The 25,329-nt window shown below is 59.9% G+C and carries 26 protein-coding genes; 15 read left to right on the top strand and 11 right to left on the bottom strand.

The window, feature by feature from the left end:
* The first annotated feature begins 80 nt into the window (after positions 1 to 80).
* Together ABJN75_RS08175 and ABJN75_RS08170 are read left to right on the top strand one after the other, a co-directional pair.
* A complete protein-coding gene (locus ABJN75_RS08175; protein WP_348438563.1) occupies positions 81 to 992 on the top strand; it encodes a fatty acid desaturase in 912 nt (303 codons plus the stop codon).
* Between the two features lie 28 nt (positions 993 to 1,020).
* On the top strand, positions 1,021 to 1,821 hold the full coding sequence (locus tag ABJN75_RS08170) for a PhnD/SsuA/transferrin family substrate-binding protein (protein WP_348438561.1): 801 nt from the start codon (positions 1,021 to 1,023) through the stop codon (positions 1,819 to 1,821).
* Between the two features lie 11 nt (positions 1,822 to 1,832).
* Here ABJN75_RS08170 and ABJN75_RS08165 read toward each other — a convergent pair whose 3' ends face one another.
* From ABJN75_RS08165 to ABJN75_RS08140, 6 genes are all read right to left on the bottom strand, one after another.
* A complete protein-coding gene (locus ABJN75_RS08165) occupies positions 1,833 to 2,864 on the bottom strand; it encodes a peptidoglycan -binding protein (RefSeq protein WP_348438559.1) in 1,032 nt (343 codons plus the stop codon).
* 3 nt (positions 2,865 to 2,867) lie between these two features.
* Complete coding sequence (locus ABJN75_RS08160) at positions 2,868 to 3,890, bottom strand: flagellar motor protein MotA (RefSeq protein WP_348438557.1); 1,023 nt, start codon at positions 3,888 to 3,890, stop codon at positions 2,868 to 2,870.
* 108 nt (positions 3,891 to 3,998) lie between these two features.
* Positions 3,999 to 4,799: an inositol monophosphatase family protein gene (locus ABJN75_RS08155; RefSeq protein ID WP_348438555.1), complete on the bottom strand. Its 801-nt coding sequence runs from the start codon at positions 4,797 to 4,799 to the stop codon at positions 3,999 to 4,001.
* Positions 4,800 to 4,852: 53 nt separating this feature from the next.
* Positions 4,853 to 5,416 carry an elongation factor P gene (efp, locus tag ABJN75_RS08150; RefSeq protein ID WP_348438553.1) on the bottom strand — a complete coding sequence of 188 codons (564 nt, stop codon included), beginning with the start codon at positions 5,414 to 5,416 and terminating at the stop codon, positions 4,853 to 4,855.
* A 120-nt stretch (positions 5,417 to 5,536) separates the two neighbouring features.
* Complete coding sequence (locus ABJN75_RS08145) at positions 5,537 to 6,583, bottom strand: tetratricopeptide repeat protein (RefSeq protein WP_348438551.1); 1,047 nt, start codon at positions 6,581 to 6,583, stop codon at positions 5,537 to 5,539.
* On the bottom strand, positions 6,583 to 7,236 hold the full coding sequence (locus ABJN75_RS08140; RefSeq protein ID WP_348438549.1) for a thiamine phosphate synthase: 654 nt from the start codon (positions 7,234 to 7,236) through the stop codon (positions 6,583 to 6,585). Before ABJN75_RS08140 ends, ABJN75_RS08145 begins: the two co-directional genes overlap by 1 nt.
* A gap of 92 nt (positions 7,237 to 7,328) precedes the next feature.
* Between ABJN75_RS08140 and ABJN75_RS08135 the strand changes: the two genes are divergently transcribed.
* The 3 genes from ABJN75_RS08135 to ABJN75_RS08125 all read left to right on the top strand — a co-directional run bounded on the left by ABJN75_RS08135 (position 7,329) and on the right by ABJN75_RS08125 (position 10,187).
* Positions 7,329 to 8,105, top strand: coding sequence for a sulfite exporter TauE/SafE family protein (locus ABJN75_RS08135; RefSeq protein WP_348438547.1), 777 nt, complete (start codon positions 7,329 to 7,331; stop codon positions 8,103 to 8,105).
* A gap of 48 nt (positions 8,106 to 8,153) precedes the next feature.
* On the top strand, positions 8,154 to 9,824 hold the full coding sequence (locus tag ABJN75_RS08130) for an acyl-CoA synthetase (RefSeq protein WP_348438545.1): 1,671 nt from the start codon (positions 8,154 to 8,156) through the stop codon (positions 9,822 to 9,824).
* 102 nt (positions 9,825 to 9,926) lie between these two features.
* On the top strand, positions 9,927 to 10,187 hold the full coding sequence (locus ABJN75_RS08125) for a metalloregulator ArsR/SmtB family transcription factor (protein ID WP_348438583.1): 261 nt from the start codon (positions 9,927 to 9,929) through the stop codon (positions 10,185 to 10,187).
* A 104-nt stretch (positions 10,188 to 10,291) separates the two neighbouring features.
* Here ABJN75_RS08125 and ABJN75_RS08120 read toward each other — a convergent pair whose 3' ends face one another.
* Positions 10,292 to 10,468 (bottom strand): DUF465 domain-containing protein, encoded by a 177-nt coding sequence (locus ABJN75_RS08120; protein ID WP_348438543.1) that lies wholly within the window; start codon positions 10,466 to 10,468, stop codon positions 10,292 to 10,294.
* A gap of 212 nt (positions 10,469 to 10,680) precedes the next feature.
* Here ABJN75_RS08120 and ABJN75_RS08115 point away from each other — a divergent pair, with 212 nt between their 5' ends.
* From ABJN75_RS08115 to ABJN75_RS08090, 6 genes are all read left to right on the top strand, one after another.
* Positions 10,681 to 10,884, top strand: coding sequence for a DUF465 domain-containing protein (locus tag ABJN75_RS08115; RefSeq protein WP_348438541.1), 204 nt, complete (start codon positions 10,681 to 10,683; stop codon positions 10,882 to 10,884).
* Between the two features lie 13 nt (positions 10,885 to 10,897).
* The gene (purE, locus tag ABJN75_RS08110) at positions 10,898 to 11,398 is read left to right on the top strand and encodes a 5-(carboxyamino)imidazole ribonucleotide mutase (protein ID WP_348438539.1); all 501 of its coding nucleotides are present in this window, start codon (positions 10,898 to 10,900) and stop codon (positions 11,396 to 11,398) included.
* A complete protein-coding gene (locus ABJN75_RS08105) occupies positions 11,395 to 12,483 on the top strand; it encodes a 5-(carboxyamino)imidazole ribonucleotide synthase (protein ID WP_348438537.1) in 1,089 nt (362 codons plus the stop codon). Before purE ends, ABJN75_RS08105 begins: the two co-directional genes overlap by 4 nt.
* Before the next feature lie 157 nt (positions 12,484 to 12,640).
* On the top strand, positions 12,641 to 12,766 hold the full coding sequence (ykgO, locus tag ABJN75_RS08100) for a type B 50S ribosomal protein L36 (protein ID WP_003497670.1): 126 nt from the start codon (positions 12,641 to 12,643) through the stop codon (positions 12,764 to 12,766).
* 141 nt (positions 12,767 to 12,907) lie between these two features.
* Positions 12,908 to 13,447, top strand: coding sequence for a hypothetical protein (locus tag ABJN75_RS08095; RefSeq protein ID WP_348438581.1), 540 nt, complete (start codon positions 12,908 to 12,910; stop codon positions 13,445 to 13,447).
* Between the two features lie 116 nt (positions 13,448 to 13,563).
* Positions 13,564 to 14,595 (top strand): alpha/beta hydrolase, encoded by a 1,032-nt coding sequence (locus tag ABJN75_RS08090; RefSeq protein WP_348438579.1) that lies wholly within the window; start codon positions 13,564 to 13,566, stop codon positions 14,593 to 14,595.
* A gap of 36 nt (positions 14,596 to 14,631) precedes the next feature.
* Here ABJN75_RS08090 and pyk read toward each other — a convergent pair whose 3' ends face one another.
* Positions 14,632 to 16,071 (bottom strand): pyruvate kinase, encoded by a 1,440-nt coding sequence (gene pyk / locus ABJN75_RS08085; RefSeq protein WP_348438534.1) that lies wholly within the window; start codon positions 16,069 to 16,071, stop codon positions 14,632 to 14,634.
* Positions 16,071 to 16,463: a DUF1036 domain-containing protein gene (locus ABJN75_RS08080; RefSeq protein WP_348438577.1), complete on the bottom strand. Its 393-nt coding sequence runs from the start codon at positions 16,461 to 16,463 to the stop codon at positions 16,071 to 16,073. Before ABJN75_RS08080 ends, pyk begins: the two co-directional genes overlap by 1 nt.
* Positions 16,464 to 16,757: 294 nt before the next feature.
* Here ABJN75_RS08080 and ABJN75_RS08075 point away from each other — a divergent pair, with 294 nt between their 5' ends.
* Both ABJN75_RS08075 and ABJN75_RS08070 read left to right on the top strand, forming a co-directional pair.
* On the top strand, positions 16,758 to 17,540 hold the full coding sequence (locus ABJN75_RS08075; protein ID WP_348438532.1) for an N-formylglutamate amidohydrolase: 783 nt from the start codon (positions 16,758 to 16,760) through the stop codon (positions 17,538 to 17,540).
* A gap of 139 nt (positions 17,541 to 17,679) precedes the next feature.
* A complete protein-coding gene (locus ABJN75_RS08070) occupies positions 17,680 to 17,946 on the top strand; it encodes a DUF2312 domain-containing protein (RefSeq protein ID WP_290888798.1) in 267 nt (88 codons plus the stop codon).
* 229 nt (positions 17,947 to 18,175) lie between these two features.
* Here ABJN75_RS08070 and ABJN75_RS08065 read toward each other — a convergent pair whose 3' ends face one another.
* Positions 18,176 to 19,999 (bottom strand): DUF882 domain-containing protein, encoded by a 1,824-nt coding sequence (locus tag ABJN75_RS08065; RefSeq protein WP_348438530.1) that lies wholly within the window; start codon positions 19,997 to 19,999, stop codon positions 18,176 to 18,178.
* 205 nt (positions 20,000 to 20,204) lie between these two features.
* The gene (locus ABJN75_RS08060; RefSeq protein ID WP_348438528.1) at positions 20,205 to 21,743 is read right to left on the bottom strand and encodes a sigma-54 dependent transcriptional regulator; all 1,539 of its coding nucleotides are present in this window, start codon (positions 21,741 to 21,743) and stop codon (positions 20,205 to 20,207) included.
* Between the two features lie 182 nt (positions 21,744 to 21,925).
* On the opposite strand from ABJN75_RS08060, the gene ABJN75_RS08055 reads away from it, so the two are divergent.
* On the top strand, positions 21,926 to 23,773 hold the full coding sequence (locus ABJN75_RS08055) for a M3 family oligoendopeptidase (protein ID WP_348438526.1): 1,848 nt from the start codon (positions 21,926 to 21,928) through the stop codon (positions 23,771 to 23,773).
* A 93-nt stretch (positions 23,774 to 23,866) separates the two neighbouring features.
* Positions 23,867 to 25,318, top strand: coding sequence for a homospermidine synthase (locus ABJN75_RS08050; protein WP_348438524.1), 1,452 nt, complete (start codon positions 23,867 to 23,869; stop codon positions 25,316 to 25,318).
* Positions 25,319 to 25,329: the final 11 nt, after the last annotated feature.

Below are 25,329 nucleotides of genomic sequence, written 5' to 3'. Positions count from 1 at the left end.
GGTGTTCGTCTGGAAGCCACGCGGAGGTGGGGACGCCTGTCCGCGGGTTATAACGGGAACATTCAGAAGGTGTATCCACGATGCGGAATGACGCGGAGTGGCGGACCCTGCTTCTGGCAGGCGTTTGCTATGCTGTGTGGTTGTTGCTGACGTTTGGGTGGGTTGAACTGCCGGACACATTGCGTGTCCTTTTGCTCATCCCTACGATTACGCTGCATTCCTCGCTACAACATGAATTCCTACACGGTCATCCATTCAGGAACCAGAAACTCAATGATTTCCTGATCGCCCCACCAATAGGAGTGCTGGTGCCTTACCTGCGCTTCAAATCCTGCCATCTCACCCACCACATCAACGAAAACATCACCGACCCTTATGACGACCCGGAGAGCTATTATCTCGACCGGGATATATGGGTGTCGCTGCCGGCCTGGTTTCAAAGCGCGCTCGTCGCCAACAACACACTTGTTGGCCGGATGACGCTCGGCCCGGCCCTCGCCACAATCGGGTTCATCCGCAGTGAGTTCGTTCGCATCAAGGCCGGCGACAGCAACATTCTTACGATATGGCTGCGTCATTTTCTGGCAGTAGCCTTGCTGTTCTGGCTCGTCAGCAACTACGGCAGTCTTCCGCCGCTGGGCTATTTTTTCGCCGCCTATTTCGGCATGGGACTGTTGATGGTGCGCTCGTTCATTGAGCACCAGGCGGTCGAGAAGGCAAACCAGCGCTCGGTGATCATCGAATCCCGTGGTCCGCTGAGCCTGTTGTTTCTCAACAACAACTTTCACTCGGTGCACCATGCCTATCCGTCGCTGGCCTGGTACCGCATTCCGGAGTTCTTCCGGGAGAACCGGTCGCGCTTTTTGCGCATGAACGGCGGCTACCGCTATGAAAGCTACTGGGAGGTGTTTCGCCGCTTCGGCTTCCGACCCAAGGAACCCGTCGCCTGGCCGATCGAGCGCCGGCGTGGACGGGGTGGCGAAACCAAGTGATGGCATCTCAAAACAAGGCGGTGGCGCCATGACCGGCGTCGCCGCCCTGCCGATGTATGACTGGCCGGAAATCCGGCAAGCCACCGATGCCGTGTGGGCGGGAATTCGCAAGCACCTGTCAAATGCAGGAATTGCCGCTCCCGCAGCGCTTGAGCGCAGTGACGACCCCGAACCGCTCTGGCTTCAGCCCGACCTCATCCTGTCGCAGACCTGCGGCTACCCCTATGCGACACGGCTTACCGGCAAGGTGACGCTCATAGGCACCCCGGCCCATGCGGCCACCGGCGCCAGCCCCGGCCATTATTTCAGTGTGCTTGTCGCGCGCAAGAACACCACGCCGGATAATCCGGGCGACCTTGCCAACAAGCGCTTTGCCTTCAACATGGTTCACTCGCAATCAGGTTTCGCAGCCCCGGTCCGGCTGCTTGCCAACAGCGGGCATGCATCCTTGCCCGAACCGCTTCAAACCGGATCGCACCGCGCATCAATCCGGGCCGTTGCGGAAGGCAAGGCTGACTGGGCGTCGATCGATGCCGTCACATGGCAACTGGCAAAGCGCCATGAACCGGCGGCGGACGATCTCGTTGCCTTCGCCACCACTCCCCAAACGCCGGCATTGCCGCTTATTGCCAGCGCCCGGTATTCCGCCCAGGCTTCAGCGATCGCCGATGCGGTCGAAGCCGCAATTGCGGACCTCGACACCGGGATTCGCGATCAGGTGTTTCTCAGCGGTCTTGTACGCTTTGATCCTGCCGATTACGCCCCGCTGGCAGCCCCATTGCCCAAAGCCCGGGTGTTTCCCGGACTGGCCAGCGGGTCGGTGGCCTAAACCCTGTAGCATTACCGCTCGGTCAGCTTCAGCTCGATCCGGCGGTTGGTGGCGCGGTCCGTATCGCTATCGCCTTCGGCAATCGGCTGGAATTCGCCAAAGCCGGCCGCCACCAGGCGATTGGCGGGTACCCCTTGCGAAATCAGGTATTTGACCACCGAAGTGGCGCGGGCGCTGGAGAGTTCCCAGTTGTCGGCATAACGGCCATTGCCTGACAACGGCACATTGTCGGTGTGCCCGTCGACGCGCAGCACCCAGTTGATTTCCTCGGGAATCTCGCGGGAAAGCTCGTTGATGGCGGTTGCGAGCTTGGCCATCTGTTCCTGCCCGGCGGGATTGAGCTCGTTGCCGCCCGATGGAAACAGCACCTCGGACTGGAACCCGAAACGGTCGCCGACCACGCGCACGTCCTCGCGACTGGACAGGATTTCCCGCAACCGGCCAAAGAAGTCGGACCGGTAACGGTTAAGCTCCTGGACGCGCTGGGCCAGCGCAACATTGAGCCGCCGCCCTAGATCGGCGATTTTGGCCTGCTTCTCCCTGTCCTTGCTCTCCGAGACCTCGAGCGCATCCTCGAGCGCGCCGAGTTGGGCTCTCAGCGCGGCAATCTGCTGGTTCAGCAGATCGACCTGATTGAGAGCCCGCTGGGAAACCTTTTCCTCGGCATCGAGCGTTTCGGTCAGGCTTCCGATGCGTTCTTCAGCCGCCGCGCTTGCACCCGACCCGCTGGCCAGCAGCTCCTGCAATCTTGACCGGTCACTTTCGGATTCTGAAAGCGAAGCCTGCAGGTTGGCCAGCGTGTCCTCAAGGTCCTGCTTGCCCGAACGCTCCAGCGCCAGAAGCTGGGTCAGTTCGTTGATCTGGCTGTTGAGCCGGTTGAGCACCTGGTCCCGGCCCGAAATTTCGCGCGACAGAAAGAATTGCGCCAGCACGAACACCGTGAGCAGAAACATGATGGCCAGCAGCAATGTCGACAACGCATCGACAAATCCCGGCCAGTAGTCGACCGCATGCTCCCGCCGCCGGTTTCGCGCCAGCGCCATGGCCTACTTGTCCCCGATCTTGTCGGCGAGCTTGTCGAGCGTCTCGCGCAACCGCCGAGTTTCCACCTGCTGCGCCTCGATCCAGTCGCGAAGCATCTGCTGTTCGTTGCGCATGTTCTTGACCAGACCCTGTATGCCTTCGGCAAGGCTTGCCATTGCCGCGGTGGTGCGCGGGGTCATGCCGGAATCCTGCGACATCTTCTGCATCCGCTCCGACAGCATGCGGATTTCTTCCGTCGTTCCGGCGCTGTCGGACGGCAAGGCCACGTCCGAATCGAGATCTGTCATGGTCGAAAGCCAGTTTTCAAGCTCGGTGTAAAACCGGTTCTGGGCGCGCCCCGCCTGCAGGTCGAGAAATCCGAGAACCAGCGATCCTGCCAGGCCGAAGAGTGATGAGGAAAACGCCGTGCCCATTCCATCCAGCGGAGCCGACAGGCCGCTTTTCAGCGTTGAAAGCACATCCTCGGTGCCTCCGGTCCCCGGATCGAGCGACTGGATCACCTGGTTGATCGATCCGATCGTGCCAAGCAGGCCCCAGAATGTGCCGAGAAGGCCCAAAAACACCAAAAGTCCGATCAGATACCGCGATGTGTCGCGCGATTCATCAAGACGGGTTGCAATTGAATCAAGAATGGATCGCAGCGAGGAGGTCGACAGCGCCATCGACTGGCGGCGACCGATCAGGGCTCGCATCGGAGCCAGCAGTACCGGGTCGCGACCAACTTTTTCCGCGTCGCCTGTGGCGCGCAGCGAATTGACCCAGCGCACTTCCGGGCGCAGCCTGATCACATGGGTGAAGACGAGCAACACCCCGACCGCCAGCACCCCGAGGATCAATCCGTTAAGTCCGGGATTGGCGAGAAACGCGGTTTGTATTTGCCGGTACAGGATTGCCGCGACGAAACCGGAGAGGATGAGAAAGATCATCATGCTCCAGAAAAACACCAGCGGACTGGAAAGTTTATGCGGGTCGGCTCCGCTGCCGTCTTCAGAGATACCCCATCCAGACAATGTCAGTTTTGCCATGCGTTGTCCGTCCTGGCCTTTGTCCCAAATCAAAAGATTGTGCAAAGACTAGCCGATATTATGGCGGAAATGAAAGCATGCTTTTAAAACAAAGCCGTGACGGCAGGATCAGGCCGTTGGAACAGGCCGCTTTACCAGCTCCAGAAGACCTTTGAGCACATACTCGTTGCCCGCCGCGACCGACTTCGTGCCGAACATGTCGGTACCGCCGGTTACATCGGAGACAAACCCGCCCGCTTCACGGATCAAAATGAGTCCCGCAGCCATGTCCCAGGGTTCGAGCGGTTTTTCCCAGAACCCGTCGAGCCGGCCGGCTGCGACATAGGCAAGATCCAGCGCTGCGGCGCCCATGCGCCGGATGCCCGCGCATTCGCCCATGACATGGCGCAATTCGACTAGGAACTTGCCGTGATGGCCGCGTCCCAGATGCGGGACACCGGTGCCAATCACCGCATCCGACATCGCCTTGCGGGCTGCCACGCGCAGACGGCGATCGTTCAAGAACGCGCCGCCGCCGCGTTCGGCCGTATAAAGCTCGTCGGTCGCGGGATTGTAAATGACGCCGGCCACGATCTCGCCATTGCGTTCAAGCGCAATCGACACGGCGAAATGCGGCATGCCGTGCAGAAAATTCGTCGTACCATCAAGCGGGTCGACAATCCAGCGATGGGCGCCGTCAGTCCCGGTTTGCTCTTCGCTCTCCTCGCCCATGAAGCCATAGGTCGGGCGGGCGCGCAGCAACTCGGTCTTGATGATGGTCTCGGCCTTGCGGTCAGCCTGGCTGACATAGTCCGCCGGGCCCTTGAGCGAAACCTGAAGATTCTGAACTTCGCCAAAATCGCGCGCCAGCGAACGCCCGGCCTTGAGCGCGGACTGAACCATCACGTTGAGAAGGGCTGAACGCGCCATCTATTTCATTCCTTGATGTCGGCGGCGCGATCCGTTTCGCACCTGGATCAATTTCAGTCGGCGCGACGCAGATAAGTCAGCTCGTTGGTGTCGACAATCACCCGCTCGCCTGACGAAATAAACGGCGGCACGAGAATGCGCACGCCATTTTCCAGGATCGCGGGCTTGTAGGACGACGCCGCGGTCTGGCCCTTGACCACAGGATCGGCTTCCGCGATTGCCAGGGTCACGTGATCAGGCAGGGCGATACCAATCGGCCGGTCTTCATAAAGCTCAACCGTCACCATCATGCCGTCCTGAAGGAAGGCGCGGCGATCGCCGACGAATTCCTTTTGCAGCTCAAGCTGCTCGTAGCTTTCCAGATCCATGAACACCAGCGCTTCACCCTGCTCGTAAAGGAACTGGAAGTCCTTCTGTTCAAGCCGGATGCGCTCAACCGTTTCCGAAGCCCGGAAACGTTCGTTGAGCTTGGTGCCGTCGATGAGATTTTTCATCTCGACCTGGTTGAAGGCGCCGCCTTTGCCGGGCTTGACCGCATTGGTTTTCACCACGGCCCACAGGCCGCCATTGTGCTCAAGCACGTTGCCGGGGCGAATTTCATTTCCGTTGATTTTCATGGGAGCATTCCGCGTCAGCTTGATCCGGCCCGGTTTTCGGCGCCGCTTGGCGGCCTCAAGACCACAAATGGCTCAGCTTTTCAAGTCTGGCGCTTGATCAGAGCGTTTCAAAATGCCGGTTCAGCGCTTGCCGAACCGGTTTGCGGCATCAATCGCCTGTTTTTGTTCCTCTTCAGTCAGCCCCTGATAGAAATCGTCAAGCGACCGGTCATCATAGCCGGCACGGCGCGACAGGATGTACCATTTGGCTGCCTCCACCGGATCGCCGCTGGTCCCGATCGCATTGATGTGCAGCACCGCCATCCGGTTTTGCGCCACCACATTGCCCCGGTTTGCGGCAATCTGCATCCACCGAAATCCGTTCTCATAGTCCTTGGGACCACCGATCCCGTCGATCAGCCAGATGGCATAGTCAAGCTGTGCGGTGTCGAAACCGGCTCGCGCCGCCTTTTCCATGAATTCCCGGGCCCGGGCCCGTTTCTCTTCGGGAACGCCGACGGTGTTGCTGTAAATCTGGGCCAGCGCGTATTGGGCATCCGGAACGCCCTGGTCCGCAGCCTTCTCAAAGTAAGGCAGCGCCTCCAGAATGCCTGCGTCACCCGGCTTTTGCGAAACCAGCACTTGCGCGTGATTGAACTGTGCGAAGGCATTGCCGGCGTCGGCCGCCTTTTTCATCAACTCTTCGGCCCTGGCCTTGTCCGCCTCTACATATCTGCCCTCAAGCAGCATGACGCCATACTTGAACTGAGCCGACGCATCGCCGCCTTCGGCGGCCTGACCATACCAGAAGGCCGCGTCATCCATACTGCGCGCCACACCCAGACCTGCCGCAAACAGTTCTGCGACCAGGGTCTGGGCCGCGGGATCGCCCAGCTGCGCACGCGGCAGCGCCAGTTCCATTGCCGTGAGATAGTAACCGCGTTGAAAGGCGCCGAAGGCCCGCACCGTCGCATCCTCAGACGCATTGTCCTGATCGGCACCCGTTGTGACAGGCGCCGCTTCTGCGACCCCAGCCAAGGCTTTGTCGCCACCCGAACCGTCCTGCGCTTGCGCGGTTCCGTTTGCCAATGTCAGCAACAATGCCAGCGGCAGCAGGCGGGATGATTTGTAGAGCATGGCGGAAGACCTGTGGGCGACCGAAATATCGGGGTCAGGGTTTTCGCGCATTATCGGCCAAACCGTGGCGCTTTTTCGTCAAGGATTGCATTTATTTCCGCGACTATGCGCGGGGCCTCGGCCGGATTGGAGAAAACCGCCTGTCCGAAGGCAATGAATTCGGCCCCGGTCTGCGCCATATCTTCCACGAAGGCTGTGCTGGTTCCACCCATCACGACGCAAGGGATCTCGATCATGTCCGCCCACCATTCCGCAAGCGCCAGATTCTTGGAATGCGGCTCCGGCTTGATGTCGCCGGCAATCGAGCCGAACATGATGTAATCAGGCTGCGCCTCACCGATCGACAACGCAGCATGACGTTCCCGCGCGTTGCCGCCGCCGACGATCAATCCGGGCGCATGACGCGCGACCGCTTCCGCCATTGCGGTTGGGCCAACCTCGATATGCAGGCCGTCAGGCCGGACCCGGCCCGCGACCCGGGAGTCGCCCGCAACCAGAGCCGCGGCGCCCGCGGCCTGGATAACCGGGACCAGCGCCTCGCACCGCTTCTGAAAACTTTTCTCGTCCAGCGCGTGCTGGGGAACAATAACCGAGGCGACATCACCGCCGCGCAGCGCGTCAGCAGTCACCGCCGCCAATTCGGCGGCATCGGCTATATCCGGTGTAACAAGGACGAGGCGGCAACGTTTGATCGGATCTGTCATGAGAGTTCCTGTCAGGGCCAGCGGTGAAAGCCGATATGGCCAATTGAATGCAAACGGGATAGACCGGCGCGGCACAAGGATCAACCACCCCGATGATGACTGACCCGTACTTCTATGCCGCCGCCATTCCGGCCGTGATCATGGTCGGTCTTTCCAAAGGCGGCTTTGGCGGCGCCATGGCGCTGCTCGGCGTGCCGCTGATGGCTCTGACAATTTCACCCGTGCAAGCCGCCGCCATACTGCTGCCGATCCTTGTTGTCATGGATATTATCAGTTTGTGGACCTGGCGCAGCCACAAGGACACCAGGACACTTGTCATCATGGTCCCCGGCGCGCTTGCGGGCATTGCCATCGGCTGGATCACCGCCGCCTGGGTGACCGTTCCGATGATCAGGCTGATCGTTGGCGCAGTGGCGCTGTGGTTTGTCTGGCGCTTCGTGGCGCAGAGCATCGCCGCGGCCCGCACCGGCAACCAGCAGGTAGCGCGCGGGCACAGGCCTGCCCAGGGAGCACTTTGGGGCGCCCTGGCCGGGTTCACCAGTTTTGTTTCGCATGCCGGAGGGCCTCCCTATCAGATCTACACCCTGCCGCTCCGCCAGGATCCAAGGATCTATACCGGAACCAGCGTGCGTTTTTTTGCCATCATCAACGCCATCAAGCTGGTACCCTATTTCGCGCTCGGCCAGTTCGACACGACCAATCTGTCGACCTCGCTGGTGCTGGCGCCGCTGGCCCCGGTGGCGACGCTGGCCGGCGCCTTCATCGTCAGGCGCATAAAACCGGACATTTTCTATCCCTTTATGTATGTGATGGTATTTCTGGCGGCGCTGAAACTGATCTGGGACGGGGCCGTCCCCCTATTGACCTGATGACAACTCTTGTTTCAGGTGATTTGATATTGGACATCGTACGACACCATGCACGGGAACCAGAGCTTGACCGCCAATCCTTATGAAACCGACCTCGACCGCAATTCCGCCAACTATCAGGCTCTTACGCCGCTGGCTCATCTCGAACGCGCGGCGCTGATCCATCCTGATCACACAGCCATCATCCATGGCGCCTTGCGGGTGAGTTACCGATCCTTTCTGGAACGCTCGAAACGGCTGGCCAATGCGCTGTCGGCACTGGGGATTTCCAAGGGTGACACAGTGTCGGTCATGTTGTCCAACACACCGGCGATGCTCGAAGCCCATCACGGCGTGCCCATGCTCGGCGCGGTGCTGCACTCGATCAACACACGGCTTGATGCGCCGGCAATCGCGTTCCAGCTTGATCATGCAGAGTGCAAGGTGTTGATCGTTGACCGCGAATTTTCGTCGGTCATATCCCAGGCGCTCGAACACACAGATGTTCAGCCCATAGTGATAGATTATGATGACACCGAGTACCCGGACGACGCACCGTTCCCCAAAGGCGAGCGCATCGGCAGCCACGATTATGAAGAACTGGTTCTCGCTGCCTCACCCGATTTCACCCGGGTCCTGCCCGCCGATGAATGGGAATCCCTTTCGCTGAATTATACCTCCGGCACCACCGGCAATCCCAAGGGCGTGGTATATCATCACCGCGGCGCGGCGTTGATGGGCTATTCCAACGTGATTGCCTCGGGCATGGGACGCCATCCGGTGTATCTGTGGACCCTGCCGATGTTTCACTGCAATGGCTGGTGTTTTCCCTGGACGCTCGGCGTCGTCGGCGGCACGCATGTCTGTCTGCGCTGGGTACGGGCCAAGGCGATGTACGACGCCATTGCGGATCATGGCGTCACGCATCTTTGCGGCGCGCCGGTTGTCATGTCGACGCTTCTGAACGCACCCGAGACCGACAAACGCGACTTCTCCCATACCGTGAGCTTCAACACCGCCGCCGCTCCTCCGCCCGAAGCGGTTCTCGCAGGCATGGCCGACGCCGGTTTCGAGGTGGTTCATCTCTATGGGCTGACCGAGACCTACGGTCCGGCGGTTGTCAACGAATGGAAGGCCGAATGGTCAGCGTTCGAGCGAAGCGCCCGCACCACCATGAAAGCGCGCCAAGGCGTGCGCTATCCGGCTCTGGAAGACATGGCCGTAATGAACCCGGAAACTATGGAAAAGACACCCGCGGATGGCGAAACCATCGGCGAGGTCATGTTCCGCGGCAACATCGTGATGAAAGGCTATCTGAAAAATCCCGCAGCCAGCGCCGAGGCCTTCCGTGGCGGCTGGTTTCATTCAGGCGATCTGGGCGTGATGCACCCGGACGGCTACCTCCAGCTCAAGGACCGGTCCAAGGATATCATCATCTCGGGCGGCGAGAACATTTCTTCCATCGAGGTGGAAGATGCGCTTTACAAGCATCCGGCGATCATCGCTGCGGCAGTGGTGGCCAGGCCCGATGACAAATGGGGCGAAACCCCTTGCGCCTTTATCGAGCTCCGTCCCGGCCATAGCCTGTCCGAAGAGGACGTGATCGAGCATTGCCGTAGCTTGCTGGCCCGGTTCAAATGCCCGCGCACGGTGATCTTTCAAGAGGTTCCCAAGACTTCGACCGGCAAGATCCAGAAATTCCTGCTGCGCGACGAGGCAAGGACATTCGGTTCGACATGAAGCGACTCGAGTGGTTCCGGGCCCGGCATTCCAGCAACATGGTTTGATTGCTGCATCGCATACAAAAGACTTGCCGGGTCTATTGCTTTAAATTAGCCTGACCTGATGACCACGGACGCTTTTCAAGCCATCGCTGATCCCAACAGGCGTCATCTTCTGGAAGAGTTGCGCCGCCAGCCGCGCACGGTCAACGAATTGGCCAATGGCCTGCCAATCAGCCGGCCGGCGGTTTCACAGCACCTCAAGGCGCTTCTCGATTGCAATCTGGTGACTGTCACCAATCAGGGCACGCGCAGGATCTACGCCGTCAACACCGGCGGATTCATGCACTTGAACCTTTGGATCGATCAATTCTGGTCCTGAACCACGTCCAGCAGTCGCATTATTTTCGACCCGCAGGCACATTATTCCCGAAATGAAAAGACGCGGGGGAAACCCCGCGTCGTCATCTTGTCATGCAAATCTGGTCAATGTTGTGTGTCGGCACGCAGACGATTGATTTCATCCTTGAGGCGCAGCTTGCGTCGCTTGATACTGACAATCTTCTCGTCGTGGACGGATGGCTGCGCTTGCACAGTGCGGAGTTCGGCCTCCAGTTCACCGTGTTTTTTCTCAAGTGTGGCAAGATGAGCATCAATCGACATAGGCGGCTCCTTTGCTGGAATGCGCCGGCGCCGGGACACCGGAGCAAATCGTTTGTTGACACCATGGAGTGTGCCATGGCTTTTTCCTTTTGTCGAAGGTGATTTCTAGATTTGAGATAACTTCCTGTTAAACCCGATTCTGTGCTACGAGCGCCGAAATGACAAACACGTCGGGACCAGCGCCGACAAGATGCGTAAGACGGGGAAAATTTATGTCCGACCAGGAACAGGCGGAGCGTCGCATGCTCGTCGCGCGGTTGCGCCATGAGCATGAAGACTTCGACGTTGCGATCAACGCCATGATAAAAACTGGTTGCGACCAGCTGCGCATTCAGCGCATGAAAAAGAAGAAGCTGGCGATCAAGGACAAGATTACCGAGCTCGAGGACCAGATCATCCCTGATATCATCGCCTGACGGGGGAGCGACAATGACCCTTGCTGATACACCGAAAGTGGCCGTAATCATGGGCAGTCAGTCTGACTGGCCCACAATGAAGCACGCCTGCGAGACACTTGAGGAATTGGGCGTATCGCATCGCCCCCTGATCGTCTCGGCACACCGCACGCCCGACCGCCTGGTGGAATTTGCCAAGGGCGCCCGGGCCGACGGCTTCAAGGTGATTATCGCCGGCGCGGGCGGCGCGGCCCACCTGCCCGGCATGACCGCTGCCTTCACCCCCTTGCCGGTCTTCGGGGTCCCGGTCGAATCCAAAGCGCTTTCGGGACAGGACAGCCTCTTGTCGATCGTTCAAATGCCGGCAGGCATTCCCGTCGGCACGTTGGCTATCGGCAAGGCTGGCGCAATCAATGCGGCGTTGCTTGCCGTGAGTGTTCTGGCCTTGTCCGACGAAGCACTGGCACAGCGACTCGACGCCTGGCGTCAGGCACGCACCGATGCCGTGGCCGACCAGCCGGTTGATCAGCCATGAGCGAGCAACCACTCCTGCCCGGCGCCGTCATCGGCATCATCGGCGGCGGCCAGCTCGGCCGGATGCTGGCAATGGCGGCCGCGCGGCTGGGCTACAAGACCGTGATTCTTGAACCCGATATCCATGCACCCGCCGCACAGGTCGCCAACAGCCAGATCGTCGCCCGCTATGACGACCCCGAAGCGCTCGAGCAACTGGCGGTGCTCTGCGATGTCGTCACCTACGAATTCGAGAACGTGCCTGTCACCGCAGTCCGGTGGCTTGAGGCGCACATACCCGTCCGACCGGGATCCAGGGCTCTCGAAGTGGCCCAGGACCGGCTTCTTGAAAAAACCATGGCGCGGGAACTGGGCGCTGAAACAGCTTTGTTTGCCGCCGTTTCGAGCCGGACTGATCTGGAAGACGCCATCCTCACCACCGGTCTGCCGGCTGTCTTGAAGACGACTCGACTGGGCTATGACGGCAAAGGCCAGGCGAAGCTTGTCCGGCCGGAAGACGCTGACGAGGCTTTTGCCGCCATGAAGGGCCAGATGGCGATCCTCGAATCCTTCGTGCATTTCGAGTGCGAAGTCTCGGTGATCGCCGCGCGCGGCCTGTCGGGCGAGGTCCGGGCCTTCGATGTGGTGCAGAATGTTCATCACGACCATATCCTGCATACGTCGACGGTTCCCTCGCAGCTGGGCCCCGAGGCCTGCGCACAGGCGCTTGAAATTGCGTCCGCAATAGCCGGTCATCTGGATTATATCGGCGTCTTCGCCGTCGAATTCTTTGCCGTCCGCGATGGAGACACCCACCGGCTGCTGGTCAATGAAATCGCGCCCCGGGTGCACAATTCCGGGCACTGGACCGAAGCTGCCTGTGCCATTTCGCAATTTGAACAGCATATACGCGCCATCACCGGCCTGCCGCTCGGTGATCCGGCCCGGCATTCAGATTGCGTGATGGAAAACCTGATTGGCGACGACGTCGACACACTGACCGATTTGGCGGCCGAACCCGGCACAGTGATCCATCTCTACGGAAAAGCGGATGCGCGCGCCGGCCGCAAGATGGGACACGTTACCCGGATCGCGCCGCGAAAATAGGCTTTCGGAGTGCTTCCGGGCGGGAAAAACCCTTCCCGGAGTTGACAGTAAATGCCCAAGCGGCTACATGCCGTGCCAACCGATGAGCGCGTCCTTGCTGGCGCGCTTTTGATTGAATAGGCGACCCGGTCGCCCAGATAACGTGCGGATCAGAACAATGAAGATCAAGAATTCGCTTAAGGCGCTCAAGGCCCGTCACCGCGACAACCGTCTGGTTCGCCGCAAGGGCCGGGTTTACATCATCAACAAGCAGAACCCGCGTTTCAAGGCTCGTCAGGGCTGAAGGCGCAGGCCGCTTGGCCTTCACCGAAATTTGCATTGAAATTTGGCGCAGACGGACTAGTTTTCCGGTATGCGCCATTTTTCGTCTTTCAGCTTCCCTGCCCTGTCCGTTGCCACCGCACTGCTTGCAGCCTTGCCGGTTATGCCTGCATTGGCTCAAACCGGGCTTGAAGCTCCTGCGGCAAGCGCATCGGCGACGCCCAGTGTCACGCTCGACACGCTGTTTTCAGATCTCAAGCATGAGCGCGATGATCAGAAGGCCAGGCGAATCAGCGAACGGATCTGGGCACAATGGCGCGATTCGGGCAGCGCCACCGTCAATCTCCTGATGCAATGGGCCGACAAGGCCGTCTCCGACCGCAAGAATGGCCTGGCGCTTGATCTGCTGGACCAGGCAATCGTGCTGATGCCCGACTACGTGGAGGGATGGAACCGCAGGGCAACGCTGCATTTCATGATGGGCAACCACGGAAAATCCATGGTCGACATAAACCGGGTCCTGACTTTGGAGCCGCGCCATTTCGGCGCCATTGCCGGCATGGCTGCGATTCTCTCGGAGTCGGGAAACGATGAGCTCGAACTCAGGGCCTGGGAACAAATGCTCGAGATCTATCCTGCCAACCGCCAGGCCCAGCAAAAGGTGGGAGAACTGGCCGACAAGCTGGCAGGCAGAAAGACCTGATTTCCTCTGAAACTTATCCCGCGCTGCATCGTCATGGAAGCAGAGGTCACCATCCCTTCCTTCCAGCTCTCAATCATTGATGACTCATGCCCCTCCAAAGATCGATCCGGACCATCATGATCTACACAATCCCTGCCGTGGCTTTGCTGCTCGCCGGTCTCGCCGCATGGACGCAGATGAAAGCTCGCTCGATAGAGGCGCTTTATCCGCCCGTGGGCGAGATGATTGATGTCGGCGGCTACACTCTTCACGCTGTGCATGTCCCGCGTCCCGGCACGGCCGATCTGCCGCCACTGGTGTTCATTCACGGCGCCAGCGGCAACTTGCTCGATCAGATGATCCCGTTCCGACCCTGGTTCGAGGGCCGCGCCGAAATGCTGTTCATCGACCGTCCGGGCCACGGCTGGTCGGAACGCGGAGGAAGCGAAAACAACACCCCCGATGGCCAGGCGGAAGCCGTTGCACGCGCAATGCAAGCCAGGGGAATCTCCAAGGCCGTCATCATCGGTCATTCCTTTGGCGGGGCGATCGCGGCAAGTTTTGCCCTGGCTCATCCTGAAATGACCGCCGGGCTGGTGTTTCTGGCACCTGCCACGCATCCCTGGCCAGGTGGGATAGCCTGGTACTACGGTCTGACCGGCATGCCCGTCATCGGTCCGCTGTTTGCCAACACGCTGGCGCTGCCGGCAGGACTTACCCGGCTCGAAAGCGGCTCGGCTTGCGTTTTCGCGCCAAATCCCAAGCCAGATGACTACATCGCCCGGACCGCACCGGCTCTGGTGCTCAGGCCAAAGGCGTTTCGCAACAACGCCATAGATGTTTCCGGCCTCAAACCCTATCTCGCGCGCGTTTCGCCACACTACAGCCGGATTACCGCGCCGACGGTCATCATCACCGGCGACAGCGATTCCGTGGTGCTCGCCCATATTCATTCGGAGGGATTGGCGCGCGATATCGCTGGCGCGGAACTGCTCTGGATCCGCAATCTCGGCCACAAGCCGGATCACGTCACAACCGACCTCGCAGTCCGGGCCATCGAGAAGGTCTCAGGCTTCGACGTCGACCTGAAGGCCGCGACCGCATCGGCGGAAGCAGCCTTGGCGGACGATGATGCAAGTTGCTCCGGCGAAGTTTCCTCCGCCGGATAAAAGTCATTGCGGTACAGATCGCTGCCCGGCGGACGGTCAGATCCCGGTCATGCCGTCCGAACCGATATAGGCAATTCGCAGCATGTTGGTTGAGCCTGGCGTACCAAGCGGCACGCCAGCAGAAATGATGATGCGATCGCCCGGCTTGCCGAATTCCTCACGGAAAGCGATGCGGCAGGCGCGGTCCACCATGTCGTCAAGATCTGTTGCATCCTGGGTCACCACGCAATGCAGTCCCCAGACGACCGACAGCCGCCGTGCGGTCTGGATCACCGGCGACAGCGCGATGATCGGCACATTCGGCCGTTCGCGCGCGGCGCGCAGACCGGTATTGCCTGACGAGGTATAGCAGACGATTGCCGACAGATTGAGCGTTTCGGCGATCTGGCGAGCGGCGAGCGAGATTGCATCGGCACCGGTGGCGTCAGGCTGCGGGCGCTGGGAATAGATAATGCCGGGATAGTTGGGATCGCGCTCCACCTTGCGGGCGATCGCCGCCATCATCGTGACCGCTTCGACCGGATAATCCCCGGCTGCCGATTCAGCCGACAGCATCACGGCATCCGCGCCTTCAAACACGGCGGTTGCGACATCGGAAACTTCGGCTCGGGTGGGAACCGGCGCCGAGATCATGGATTCCAGCATCTGGGTAGCAACCACCACGGGCTTGCCGGCCTTGCGGCAAGCGCGAGTGAGCTGTTTCTGGATCCCCGGCACCGATTCTATCGGCATCTCGACGCCCAGATCGCCGCGCGCCACCATCAGCGCATCCGACAATTCGATGATCTCGTCTATCCGTTCAATCGCCTGGGGCTTTTCGATTTTCGACATCAGGCCGACGCGGCCACGGGCAATCTTGCGAACTTCGGAAAGGTCTTCGGGCCGCTGAATAAATGACAAGGCAACCCAGTCGACATCATTGACGGCCAGCACTGCATCGAGATCGCTTCTGTCCTTCTCGGTCAGTGCGCCGACACCGAGCGTGGTATCGGGCAGGCTGACGCCCTTCCGATCGGAAATCTTGGTGCCGCTGACAACGGTGCAGGTGATTGAGGTCTTGTCTGATTCGACAGCAAGCAATTGCAATCGCCCATCATCGATCAGCAGCCGGTGACCGGGCTGGACCGCCTCGAGGATTTCAGGATGCGGCAGGAAGACGCGTGTCGAATCACCCGGCTCGTCGCGATTGTCCAGCACGAATGTCTGGCCGGCAGTCAGCGTCACCGCCCCGTCGGCAAATTTCCCTACCCGCAGTTTCGGCCCCTGAAGGTCGGCGAGAATGCCGATCGGACGCCCGCATTCTTTCTCCACGGCGCGGATACGACCGACCAGCGTGCGCATCATCTCATGAGTGGAATGGCTCATGTTGATGCGAAACAGATCGGCGCCTGCTTCGTGCAGTTTCTTGATCATCGCTTCATCGGACGAGGCAGGCCCGAGCGTCGCGAGAATTTTCACATTACGTAACCGCTTCATCAATTTGAGCTTTCCGGCGCTTCCGGGGCATCAGAAAGCTGGACCATCCAGCTGCCTTGCCGTCCGGTGTCGTATTCCTTGAATCCCACGCGCTGAAAACCACGAGCGAAACAGTCTTCGACCCCGACAATGCGAAACTCATTGTCGGCGACGCACATGTTGATGTCACCGGCCCAGCGGCCGCCGCCACCGGCATCTTCGGCATAGAGATAATAATATCGCGATCCCAGTTGACCTTCGATCAGGGTCGCGCAGGAATTGGCCGGTATCTGCCACCAGCCTTCCGTCACCCACCCTTCCGCCGTGCGGTAGCCGATCGCGCCCCCCACCAGGGACTGGGTCCCGTTGCACACTCTGAAATCCGCCTTCGCCTCCCCCACGGTTGCGAGCATCAGTCCCCCGAGCGTCAGGGGAATGAGTACAGCGAATCTGGTGATGGAAGAACGGGCTTGTGGCAACTTGCGAAACATCAATTTCGGTCAGTCTCCGCTTGGGGATTATGTGTTGCTTTTTGCGCCGGGGGGCGGTGAAAGTCAACGAAAGACCTCCGACTAAAGTCAAGCTTAGCAGGCTAGCACAAACTGTGAGAATGCAAAGAACCCGATCCTTGTGGTTGCCCGGAAGACGCGGCTATGCAATTGATCCGGTCTCATCGTCCATCCCAAATACCGGTATCCGAATCCGCCATGTCCGGCTTTAAGCCCTTTGAAATCATTCCTGGCGACCCAAGCCGCTCCCTGGTGATTCTTGCCGATCACGCCATGAACCGGCTGCCTGCCGAGTATGGCGATCTGGGCCTGCCCGCGGAAGCCTTCACCCGCCACATCGCCTATGACATTGGTGTGGAAGACGTGACACGCGGTCTCTGCGCCAGCCTGGGAGTTCCCGCGGTTCTGGGCTGTTTCTCGAGACTGCTGATCGACCCCAATCGCGGTGAGGATGATCCGACGCTGATCATGAAACTTTCCGACGGGATGGTCATACCGGCCAATCACCCGCTCAGCGAGGAGGAGCGGGACCGTCGTCTGAACCTTTATCACCGCCCCTATCATGACGCTGTGGCCACGGTGATTGCCGAAACCTGGCGCAAGTCCTCCAAACCCCCGCTGGTGATTTCCATGCATTCCTTCACGCACGCCTGGAAGGGCGTCGCCAGGCCTTGGCATGCCGGCGTGTTGTGGGACACCGACCCGCGCGCGGCGCAGCTTCTGATCGATCTGCTGCGCGCCGATCCGGCGCTGGTGGTGGGCGACAACGAACCTTATGACGGAGCGCTCCGGGGTGACACGATGCACAGGCATTGCTCGATGACGGGTCTCGCGCACGGATTGCTCGAAATCCGCCAGGACCTGATTTCCGAAAGAGCCGGCATCAACTCGTGGATCGACCGCCTGTCGCCGATTCTCGCATCGATGGCCGAACGTGCGGATTTGCACGAGGTCGAGCTGCACGGTTCCCGCGTGGTTTAGACCGGCCCCGTCCACGCATGTCCACAGGAAGCCGAATAATCGGTTCAGATATCGCAAACGCCCTTGACCCGAAGGCCGCCTTTGGGCACTTGAGGCCTCACCCTATCAACCTCTCATCTGTCCATTCAGGAGTGATCCCATGTCTGATGCCGGCGCCGTCGCCCGCGACCAGCTCCGTTCCATTGTCGAACGCATTGAACGGCTGGAAGAAGAAAAGAAAACCATCGCTGACGACATCAAGGATGTCTATGGCGAGGCGAAATCCAACGGTTACGACACCAAGGTGCTCCGCAAGGTCGTTGCCATCCGCAAGCAGGACCAGAACGACCGGCTTGAGCAGGAGGCTATTCTCGACACCTATCTGCACGCTCTCGGCATGGCTCCGGAACCAGAAGACGCCAGCTGACCCCTGTCACGTCCTGGCGATTCCATATCAACCGCAATCAGCTCGCCTGAAACCAAGGTGCGAGTGCCTCCTGGCCACACGATTTCCCACCCTTGATCAGATCGAGGGCGCGCCTGCAGCAGGTTCGAGCCGCAGATGCGGGACAACTCGTCAGTCACTGAAAACCAATATGGCCGCCCAACTGAAGCAAGTTGGGCGGCCATATTTTTTGGGGTTTCTCAGATGAGATCTACTTGTCGAACCGTGCGACGGTGACGAAATTGACAGCCGAACCGCTGAACTGGTTGTGCGGCAAGTCGCCGCCGCCCGGCGCAAAGGCGTTCGCGTAAACCACCTTTGGCGCGGCGCGCAATTGGGTGACGACAAAATGACGCGACTTGCCCGGCTGGACCGCCATGGTCTGCACGCGTTCCTGCGCCAGGGCCCATTTCGAGATCATGGTATCGGTCAATTTCGGCTCGGTGCGGATCGCGACACGCTGGGCCTGCCCCGCCACCTCGGCGGCGGTCGGACGGTCGCCTTTGCGAGGTGAAGAAATCGTCGCGGACGATCCGGCCAAACGTGCACCGCGCGTCGGCGGAGCAAGCGATGCGACCTGGATCTCTTCAGGTACCGGCACCGCAACACGATCCGCGGCGCGATTGGCAGGCCGGCGGATCGGCAGCGGCACAAACCCCTCCCCCACCGGCGAAGCCGCGGCCACCTCAGCCTGCGAGGGCTGGTTTGACGGAAGCTTGACGGATTCCGGCGATGCCGAGGCAATCTTCATGTCCGCGGCTGGCTTCATGTCCGCGGCTGGCTCCGTTGTGTCCGAAAGCATACGCGCCCTGATCAGGTTCGGAACCGGCAACTCGGCCATCTCTACCGCCGGCGTTTCAGGCGCCGGGTCTGACCCGCCGGTCCGCTCGGCTAGAAATTCCGGGATCGGTGCGCGAATGCTGGCGAGATCGACAACGGCATTTTCCAAAGGCGCCGTGACGACTTCCGCATTTGCGGCCGCGGCATACGCATTGATCTCGGCCTGGGCAGGCACAATTGGTTCCGGTGGAGCCAGTGCGGCAACCACAATGGCTGGCTCAAGCGCCGGCCGTGCGCCGGGAACCGGTCCGCGCGCCGGAAGCGCCAATGCAAGCTGTGGTTCCGGAGCTATGTCCGCCGGTGCATCCGTGACACCGGGCAATCCTGCCACTTCCGTGCGGGGTGGCGCGGGCGCAGGAGTTGGCGCCGCGGCGATTGCCTCTGGTTCTTCATCCTCGTCGCCGCCAAACAGCGCCGCCAACAAACCGCCCGAGCGCTTGTTGCTGGAATTCGAATTGCTGCTGCTGGTCGACACTATTGCACCGCCACGCCGTTTGTAATCGGCCAGGGCGACCTTGTATCCGGGAAGCGGCTTGCCATCCGGCGGAAGATGCAGGGTCTTTCCGTCAGGAAAAAGCCTGCTCAACTCCTGCCGGCTCATACGGGGCCAGGCGCGCACGCTTGCCACATCGACATGGACAAAGGGCGAACCGGATTTCGGATAATATCCGACGCCGCCACCCTGCAATTTCATCGCCGTGGCGCGAAGCGTGGTGAGTTTGACCCCGGGAATGAAGAAGTCCATCGCCTTGCCGAGCATATGCTGGCTTTTCTTGGCCTGCCCGCCACGGGTCCGGCGCAACATCTCGTTGGTGGCCGGCGAGCGGTAGGCCGAGACAACATTGATATAGTCCCGCGCTCCGACCTTTTGGTAGACTTCCCATACCAGATCGAACAACCGGGGATCCATGTTGGTCGGCTCGTTGCGCCGGAAATCCCGCAGGAAGCGATTGAGTTTTTTCAATCCGGCCTGATCGTATCGGCCGTTGCGCTTGAAGACGATCTCGGCTTTTTCCTTGGTGTGGATGTAGTACAGCTTGAGAGAACGGGTTTCCGCTGATGCACCGGCAGATGTCACCAACATGGCGGATGTTGCGATCAGCGCCAGCAAACAGTAGCGAAACCCCGACGACACCACAGCCGAGCACAGGCCGCACCAACTGGAGGTGAGTGCAAGCCATGTGGATGGTGCCAAATCTGAATCTGTTGTCATTGTCGCCAAAGTCGTCCCCGAACGCCGGAAAACCGTTGTTGATCACCATTTGGTGGTCAAATGCGGTGACACAATGGCAAGCACCGCCATGTACCGCTGCTCAACCCCTTATAGTGAACGAACACTTAACAAGGAATGAAACAGATCAATTCGGCAACATATTTTCAAGGTCGGTGGTTTTTAGCGGTCAAGCGGCCTCGCGTCCGGGGTTGTCGGGATCAATCGCGTAATCCTTGAGCTTGCGGTAAAGCGTTGATCGACCAATCCCGAGACGTCGTGCGACTTCGCTCATCTGCCCGCGATAAAACGACAACGCAAAGCGGATAAGTTCCTCTTCAACCTCTGAAATAGGACGCACTTCGCCATCAAGCGTCACCGCGTTGACCGCAGGCAAGCCCAATCCGACAGGCATTGCCTGCTCCGCGGTCTCGGGCATATCAAAGGGCTCTATCCCCGCGTCCCGGTCGGCAGCCATCAGACCAAGCACCTCGAAAGGTACCGTGGGAAAACTTGACGAATTTTCGCAATCCGCCCGGGCTACGAGACTGTAGCCCGGCATCTGAGCGGCAATTTGCGGAAAAAGGTCACTCGTCAACGTGTCGCCGTCGCATAGCACGATTGCCCTGTGAATGGCATTTTCCAGTTCGCGGATATTACCAGGCCAATCGTGAGCGGTCAGCAATGCCATGGTATCCGGCGCAATGCCGCGGACGCGGCTTCTGCCGATTGTCTCAGAGAAATGCTGCGTGAAATGGCGGACAAGTTGTGGAATATCTTCCTTGCGTTTGCGCAACGCCGGAACATGGATCGGGAAAACATTGAGCCGGTAATACAGATCTTCGCGGAACCGGCCGGCCTTGACCTCCGCAATCAGATCCTTGTTGGTGGCGGAGATCAGACGGACATCCACCTTTCTCGCCATTCGCGCGCCGATGGTTTCAATCTCCCCCGACTGCACCGCGCGCAAAAGCTTGACCTGGATCTCCTGAGGCAATTCCCCGACTTCATCGAGAAACAACGTGCCGCCATCGGCTTCGGAAAATTTGCCGGCATGACGTTCCGACGCGCCGGTGAAGGCGCCTTTCTCATGACCGAAAAGGATGCTTTCGACCAGGTTTTCTGGAATTGCACCGCAATTGACGGTCACGAAGGGTTTGTTGCGCCGGTTGCTTTCGACCTGGATGGCGTGCGCGATCATTTCCTTGCCGACGCCGGATTCGCCTTCCAGCACCACCGGAATTGTCGAGGCGGCGGCGCGATGACCAAGTGACAGCACCCGCTCCATGGCCGGACTCGCGGCCACGATATCCTTGAACCCGGCTCCCTTGCGGGCCAATTTCGGGGCGATTCCGGTTTGCGAGGCTTTGAGCGCATTGGCCAGCGACAACGCCAGCCGTTCGGGTGAAACCGGCTTGACGACAAAGTCGAAAGCTCCCGCACGCATCGCCTTGACCACGGTCTCGATGCCGCCCTGCCCGGTCTGGACGACCACGGGAACCGAAATGCCGGCGGCCCGCATGTGCTCCAGCATCTGCAATCCGTTCATCTCCGGCATCATCAGGTCAAGCACGACCGCATCGACCTTATCGCCGGAATCGCTCAACCGGGCCAGCGCCGAGCGCCCGTCCTGAAACAGTTCGGTCGCATAGCCGGCGCGTTCGGCCGCAGCCTTGAGCAAGCGGCGCTGTACCGGGTCATCATCGACAATCAGAATTCGGTTTGACACGAGCTTTGTTTCCTCACTACCGAGAGTACGGTCAGGGCTTTCGCCGTCGGCCGACATTGCCAGCAAAGCCTGAAAATCGGATTTCGAGAAATGTTTGCATTTTAATCGTCGCTGCCAGTAAAACCCGTTGGGGCTGCTTCGCCAACTCCATTTAGCCAAGCCTGTTTGAAAGAGAGTCCGTCATGCCGAAAACAATTCTGGACCATGCGCCGGTTCGCGCAGCCGCGACGGCCCAGGGAGCAGACGCCGCCCTGGGAAACCTGCCCGGATGGAATCTGGCGGATCTGTATGCCGCTCCCGATGCTCCCGAATTCAAGGCCGATCTCACTGAAGCCCGGAACCGCGCCGAACAGTTTGAATCGCGCTGGAAGGGCCGGATCGAGGAGGCCGCAAGGACTTCGGGCGATGACGGCCTGGGCGCAGCCATCGAAGCCTATGAACAGCTTGAAGAGTTGATGGGCCGGATCATATCCTACGCCGGGCTGGCCTATTTCACCGACACGTCGGACACGAAATTCGCCAAGTTCTATGGTGACGTGCAGAGCGCGATGACCGATACAAGCGCGCATCTTCTGTTCTTCGCGCTGGAACTCAACCGGATCGACGATGCGGTGATCGAGAACAGTTTGAGCCAGGATCCGCGGGCCGCCCGCTACACACCCTGGATCCATGACCTGCGGCTCGACCGGCCCTATCAGCTCGAAGACCGGATCGAACAATTGTTCCATGAAAAATCGATGACCGGCCACGCCGCCTGGAACCGCCTGTTCGACGAGACCATGGGCAGCCTCGAGTTCACCATTGATGATGAACCGCTGCCACTGGAAGCCACGTTGTCGATGCTGCAGGATTCCGACGGGGCGAAGCGGAAGAAGGCCGGCCAGGCGCTGGCCGCAACATTCAGGGAAAATTTGCGCACCTTCACCCTGATTACCAATACGCTCGCCAAGGACAAGGAAATCTCCGACCGCTGGCGTGGTTTCGAAGACATCGCCGACAGCCGGCATCTGGCCAACCGGGTCGAGCGCCCGGTGGTCGACGCGCTGGCCCAGGCGGTGCGCGAAGCCTGTCCGCGGCTGTCGCATCGCTACTATGCGATGAAGGCCCGCTGGCTCGGCCTGGAAAAGCTGGAATTCTGGGACCGCAACGCGCCTTTGCCAGAAACGCCAAGCGAAACAATCCCCTGGGATGAAGCCAAGAACACTGTGCTTTCCGCCTATCACCAGTTCTCGCCGGAGATGGCCGAAATTGCCCGACGCTTTTTCGACCGGCGCTGGATTGATGCGCCCAGCCGTCCGGGCAAGATGTCCGGCGCCTTTGCCCATCCCACCGTCCCCTCGGTCCACCCCTATGTGCTGGTCAATTACCTGGGCAAGCCGCGCGATGTGATGACGCTGGCTCACGAACTCGGTCATGGCGTGCATCAGGTGCTTGCAGGGGCGCAAGGCGCGCTGATGTCGTCGACGCCGCTGACGCTCGCCGAAACCGCTTCGGTGTTCGGCGAAATGCTGACTTTCCGTGCGCTGCTGGAGCGCACCACGGACCGCCGCGAACGCAAGGCCATGCTGGCGCAAAAGGTCGAGGACATGATCAACACGGTGGTGCGCCAGATCGCGTTCTATGAATTTGAAAGACGGGTTCACACCGCGCGCCGCGAAGGCGAACTGACGTCCGACCAACTGGGTGCGCTCTGGCTCGAGGTTCAATCGGAAAGTCTCGGACCGGCGGTGGCACTGTCCGAAGGATACGAGACCTTTTGGGCCTATATCCCGCATTTCATCCATTCGCCGTTTTACGTCTACGCCTATGCCTTTGGCGATTGTCTGGTCAATTCCCTCTATTCCGTCTACGAAAACAGTCCCGAGGGTTTCCGCGACCGTTATTTCGACATGCTGAAGGCCGGAGGCACCAAGCATCACACCGAACTCCTCGCTCCGTTCGGCCTCGATGCGTCCGATCCCGGATTCTGGAATCAAGGGCTGTCGATGATCGAGGGACTGATCGACGAACTCGAAGCCATGGATGCCTGAGCTCTCTGATTTCGCTTTATTGTAACAAGGAAGTATGGTTTACGCCGCCGCTACCGCCGCAGACGGCTGCAGCGCAGTTAACGGAGCGAAAGCATGACCCAACAGGATTATCCGGTTTATGGGGAGATCACCGGCCCTATCGTGATGATCGGCTTTGGATCCATCGGTCGCGGCACCCTGCCGCTGATCGAGCGGCACTTCAAATTCGACAAGAGCCGGATGGTTGTCATTGACCCTCGCGACGATGCAGCCGACATGGAAATCCTGGCGCAATTTGGCGTCCGCCACATCAAGGCGCATGTTACCAAGGAAAACTACAGGGAATTGCTCAAGCCGCTTCTGAGCGAAGGCGAAGGCCGGGGATTCTGCGTCAATCTCTCGGTCGACACCGGCTCGGTTGACCTGATCAAGATGTGCCGCAAGCTCGATGTGCTTTACATCGATACGGTCATTGAGCCTTGGCTCGGGTTCTATTTCGACAAGCACATGAAGAATTCCGAGCGCACAAATTATGCGCTGCGTGAAACCCTGCGCCGCGAAAAGAAAAAGACCCCCGGCGGCACCACCGCCATCTCCACATGCGGCGCCAACCCGGGCATGGTCTCCTGGTTCGTCAAGCAGGCGCTGGTCAACCTCGCCACGGATCTCGACATCAAGTTCGAAGAGCCCGACCAGAACGACCGCGAGGGCTGGGCCAAACTGATGCGGAAGACGGGCGTCAAGGGTGTTCACATCGCCGAGCGCGACACCCAGCTGACAAAGAACCCCAAGCCGCTCAACGTGTTCTGGAACACATGGTCGGTCGAGGGCTTCATCTCGGAAGGCCTGCAACCGGCTGAGCTCGGCTGGGGCACCCATGAAAACTGGATGCCCAAAAACGCCAAGAAGCACAAGAAGGGCTGCAAGGCAGCAATCTATCTCGAACAGCCCGGCGCCAACACCCGCGTGCGCACCTGGTGTCCGACCCCCGGTCCGCAATACGGCTTCCTGGTCACCCACAACGAGTCGATCTCGATCGCCGACTTTTTCACGGTCAGGGACAAGGACGGCGACGTTACCTACCGTCCGACCTGTCACTACGCCTATCATCCGGCCAATGACGCTGTACTGTCCCTGCATGAAATGTTCGGCAATGGCGGCAACGCCCAGCCGGTGCAGCATGTGCTTGACGAAGACGAACTGGTCGAGGGACTCGATGAGTTGGGTGTGCTGCTCTACGGTCACGACAAGAATGCCTACTGGTACGGCTCGCGCCTTTCGCTGGAAGAAACCCGCCGCATCGCGCCCTATCAGAATGCAACCGGACTGCAGGTGACGTCAGCGGTTCTGGCCGGCATGGTGTGGGCACTGGAAAATCCGGATGCCGGCATCGTCGAGGCCGATGAGGTTGATTACAAACGCTGCCTGGAAGTGCAGTCGCCCTATCTCGGCCCGGTGGAAGGCCACTACACCGACTGGACGCCTCTGACCGGTCGTCCGGGCCTGTTCCCGGAAGACATCGACGAAACCGATCCCTGGCAGTTCCGCAACGTGCTGGTTCGATAAGTTTGTCACAA

Source organism: Hoeflea sp., assembly GCF_039975035.1.
Classification (GTDB): Bacteria; Pseudomonadota; Alphaproteobacteria; order Rhizobiales; family Rhizobiaceae; genus Hoeflea.
This window is presented reverse-complemented; position numbering and strand designations above follow the sequence as displayed.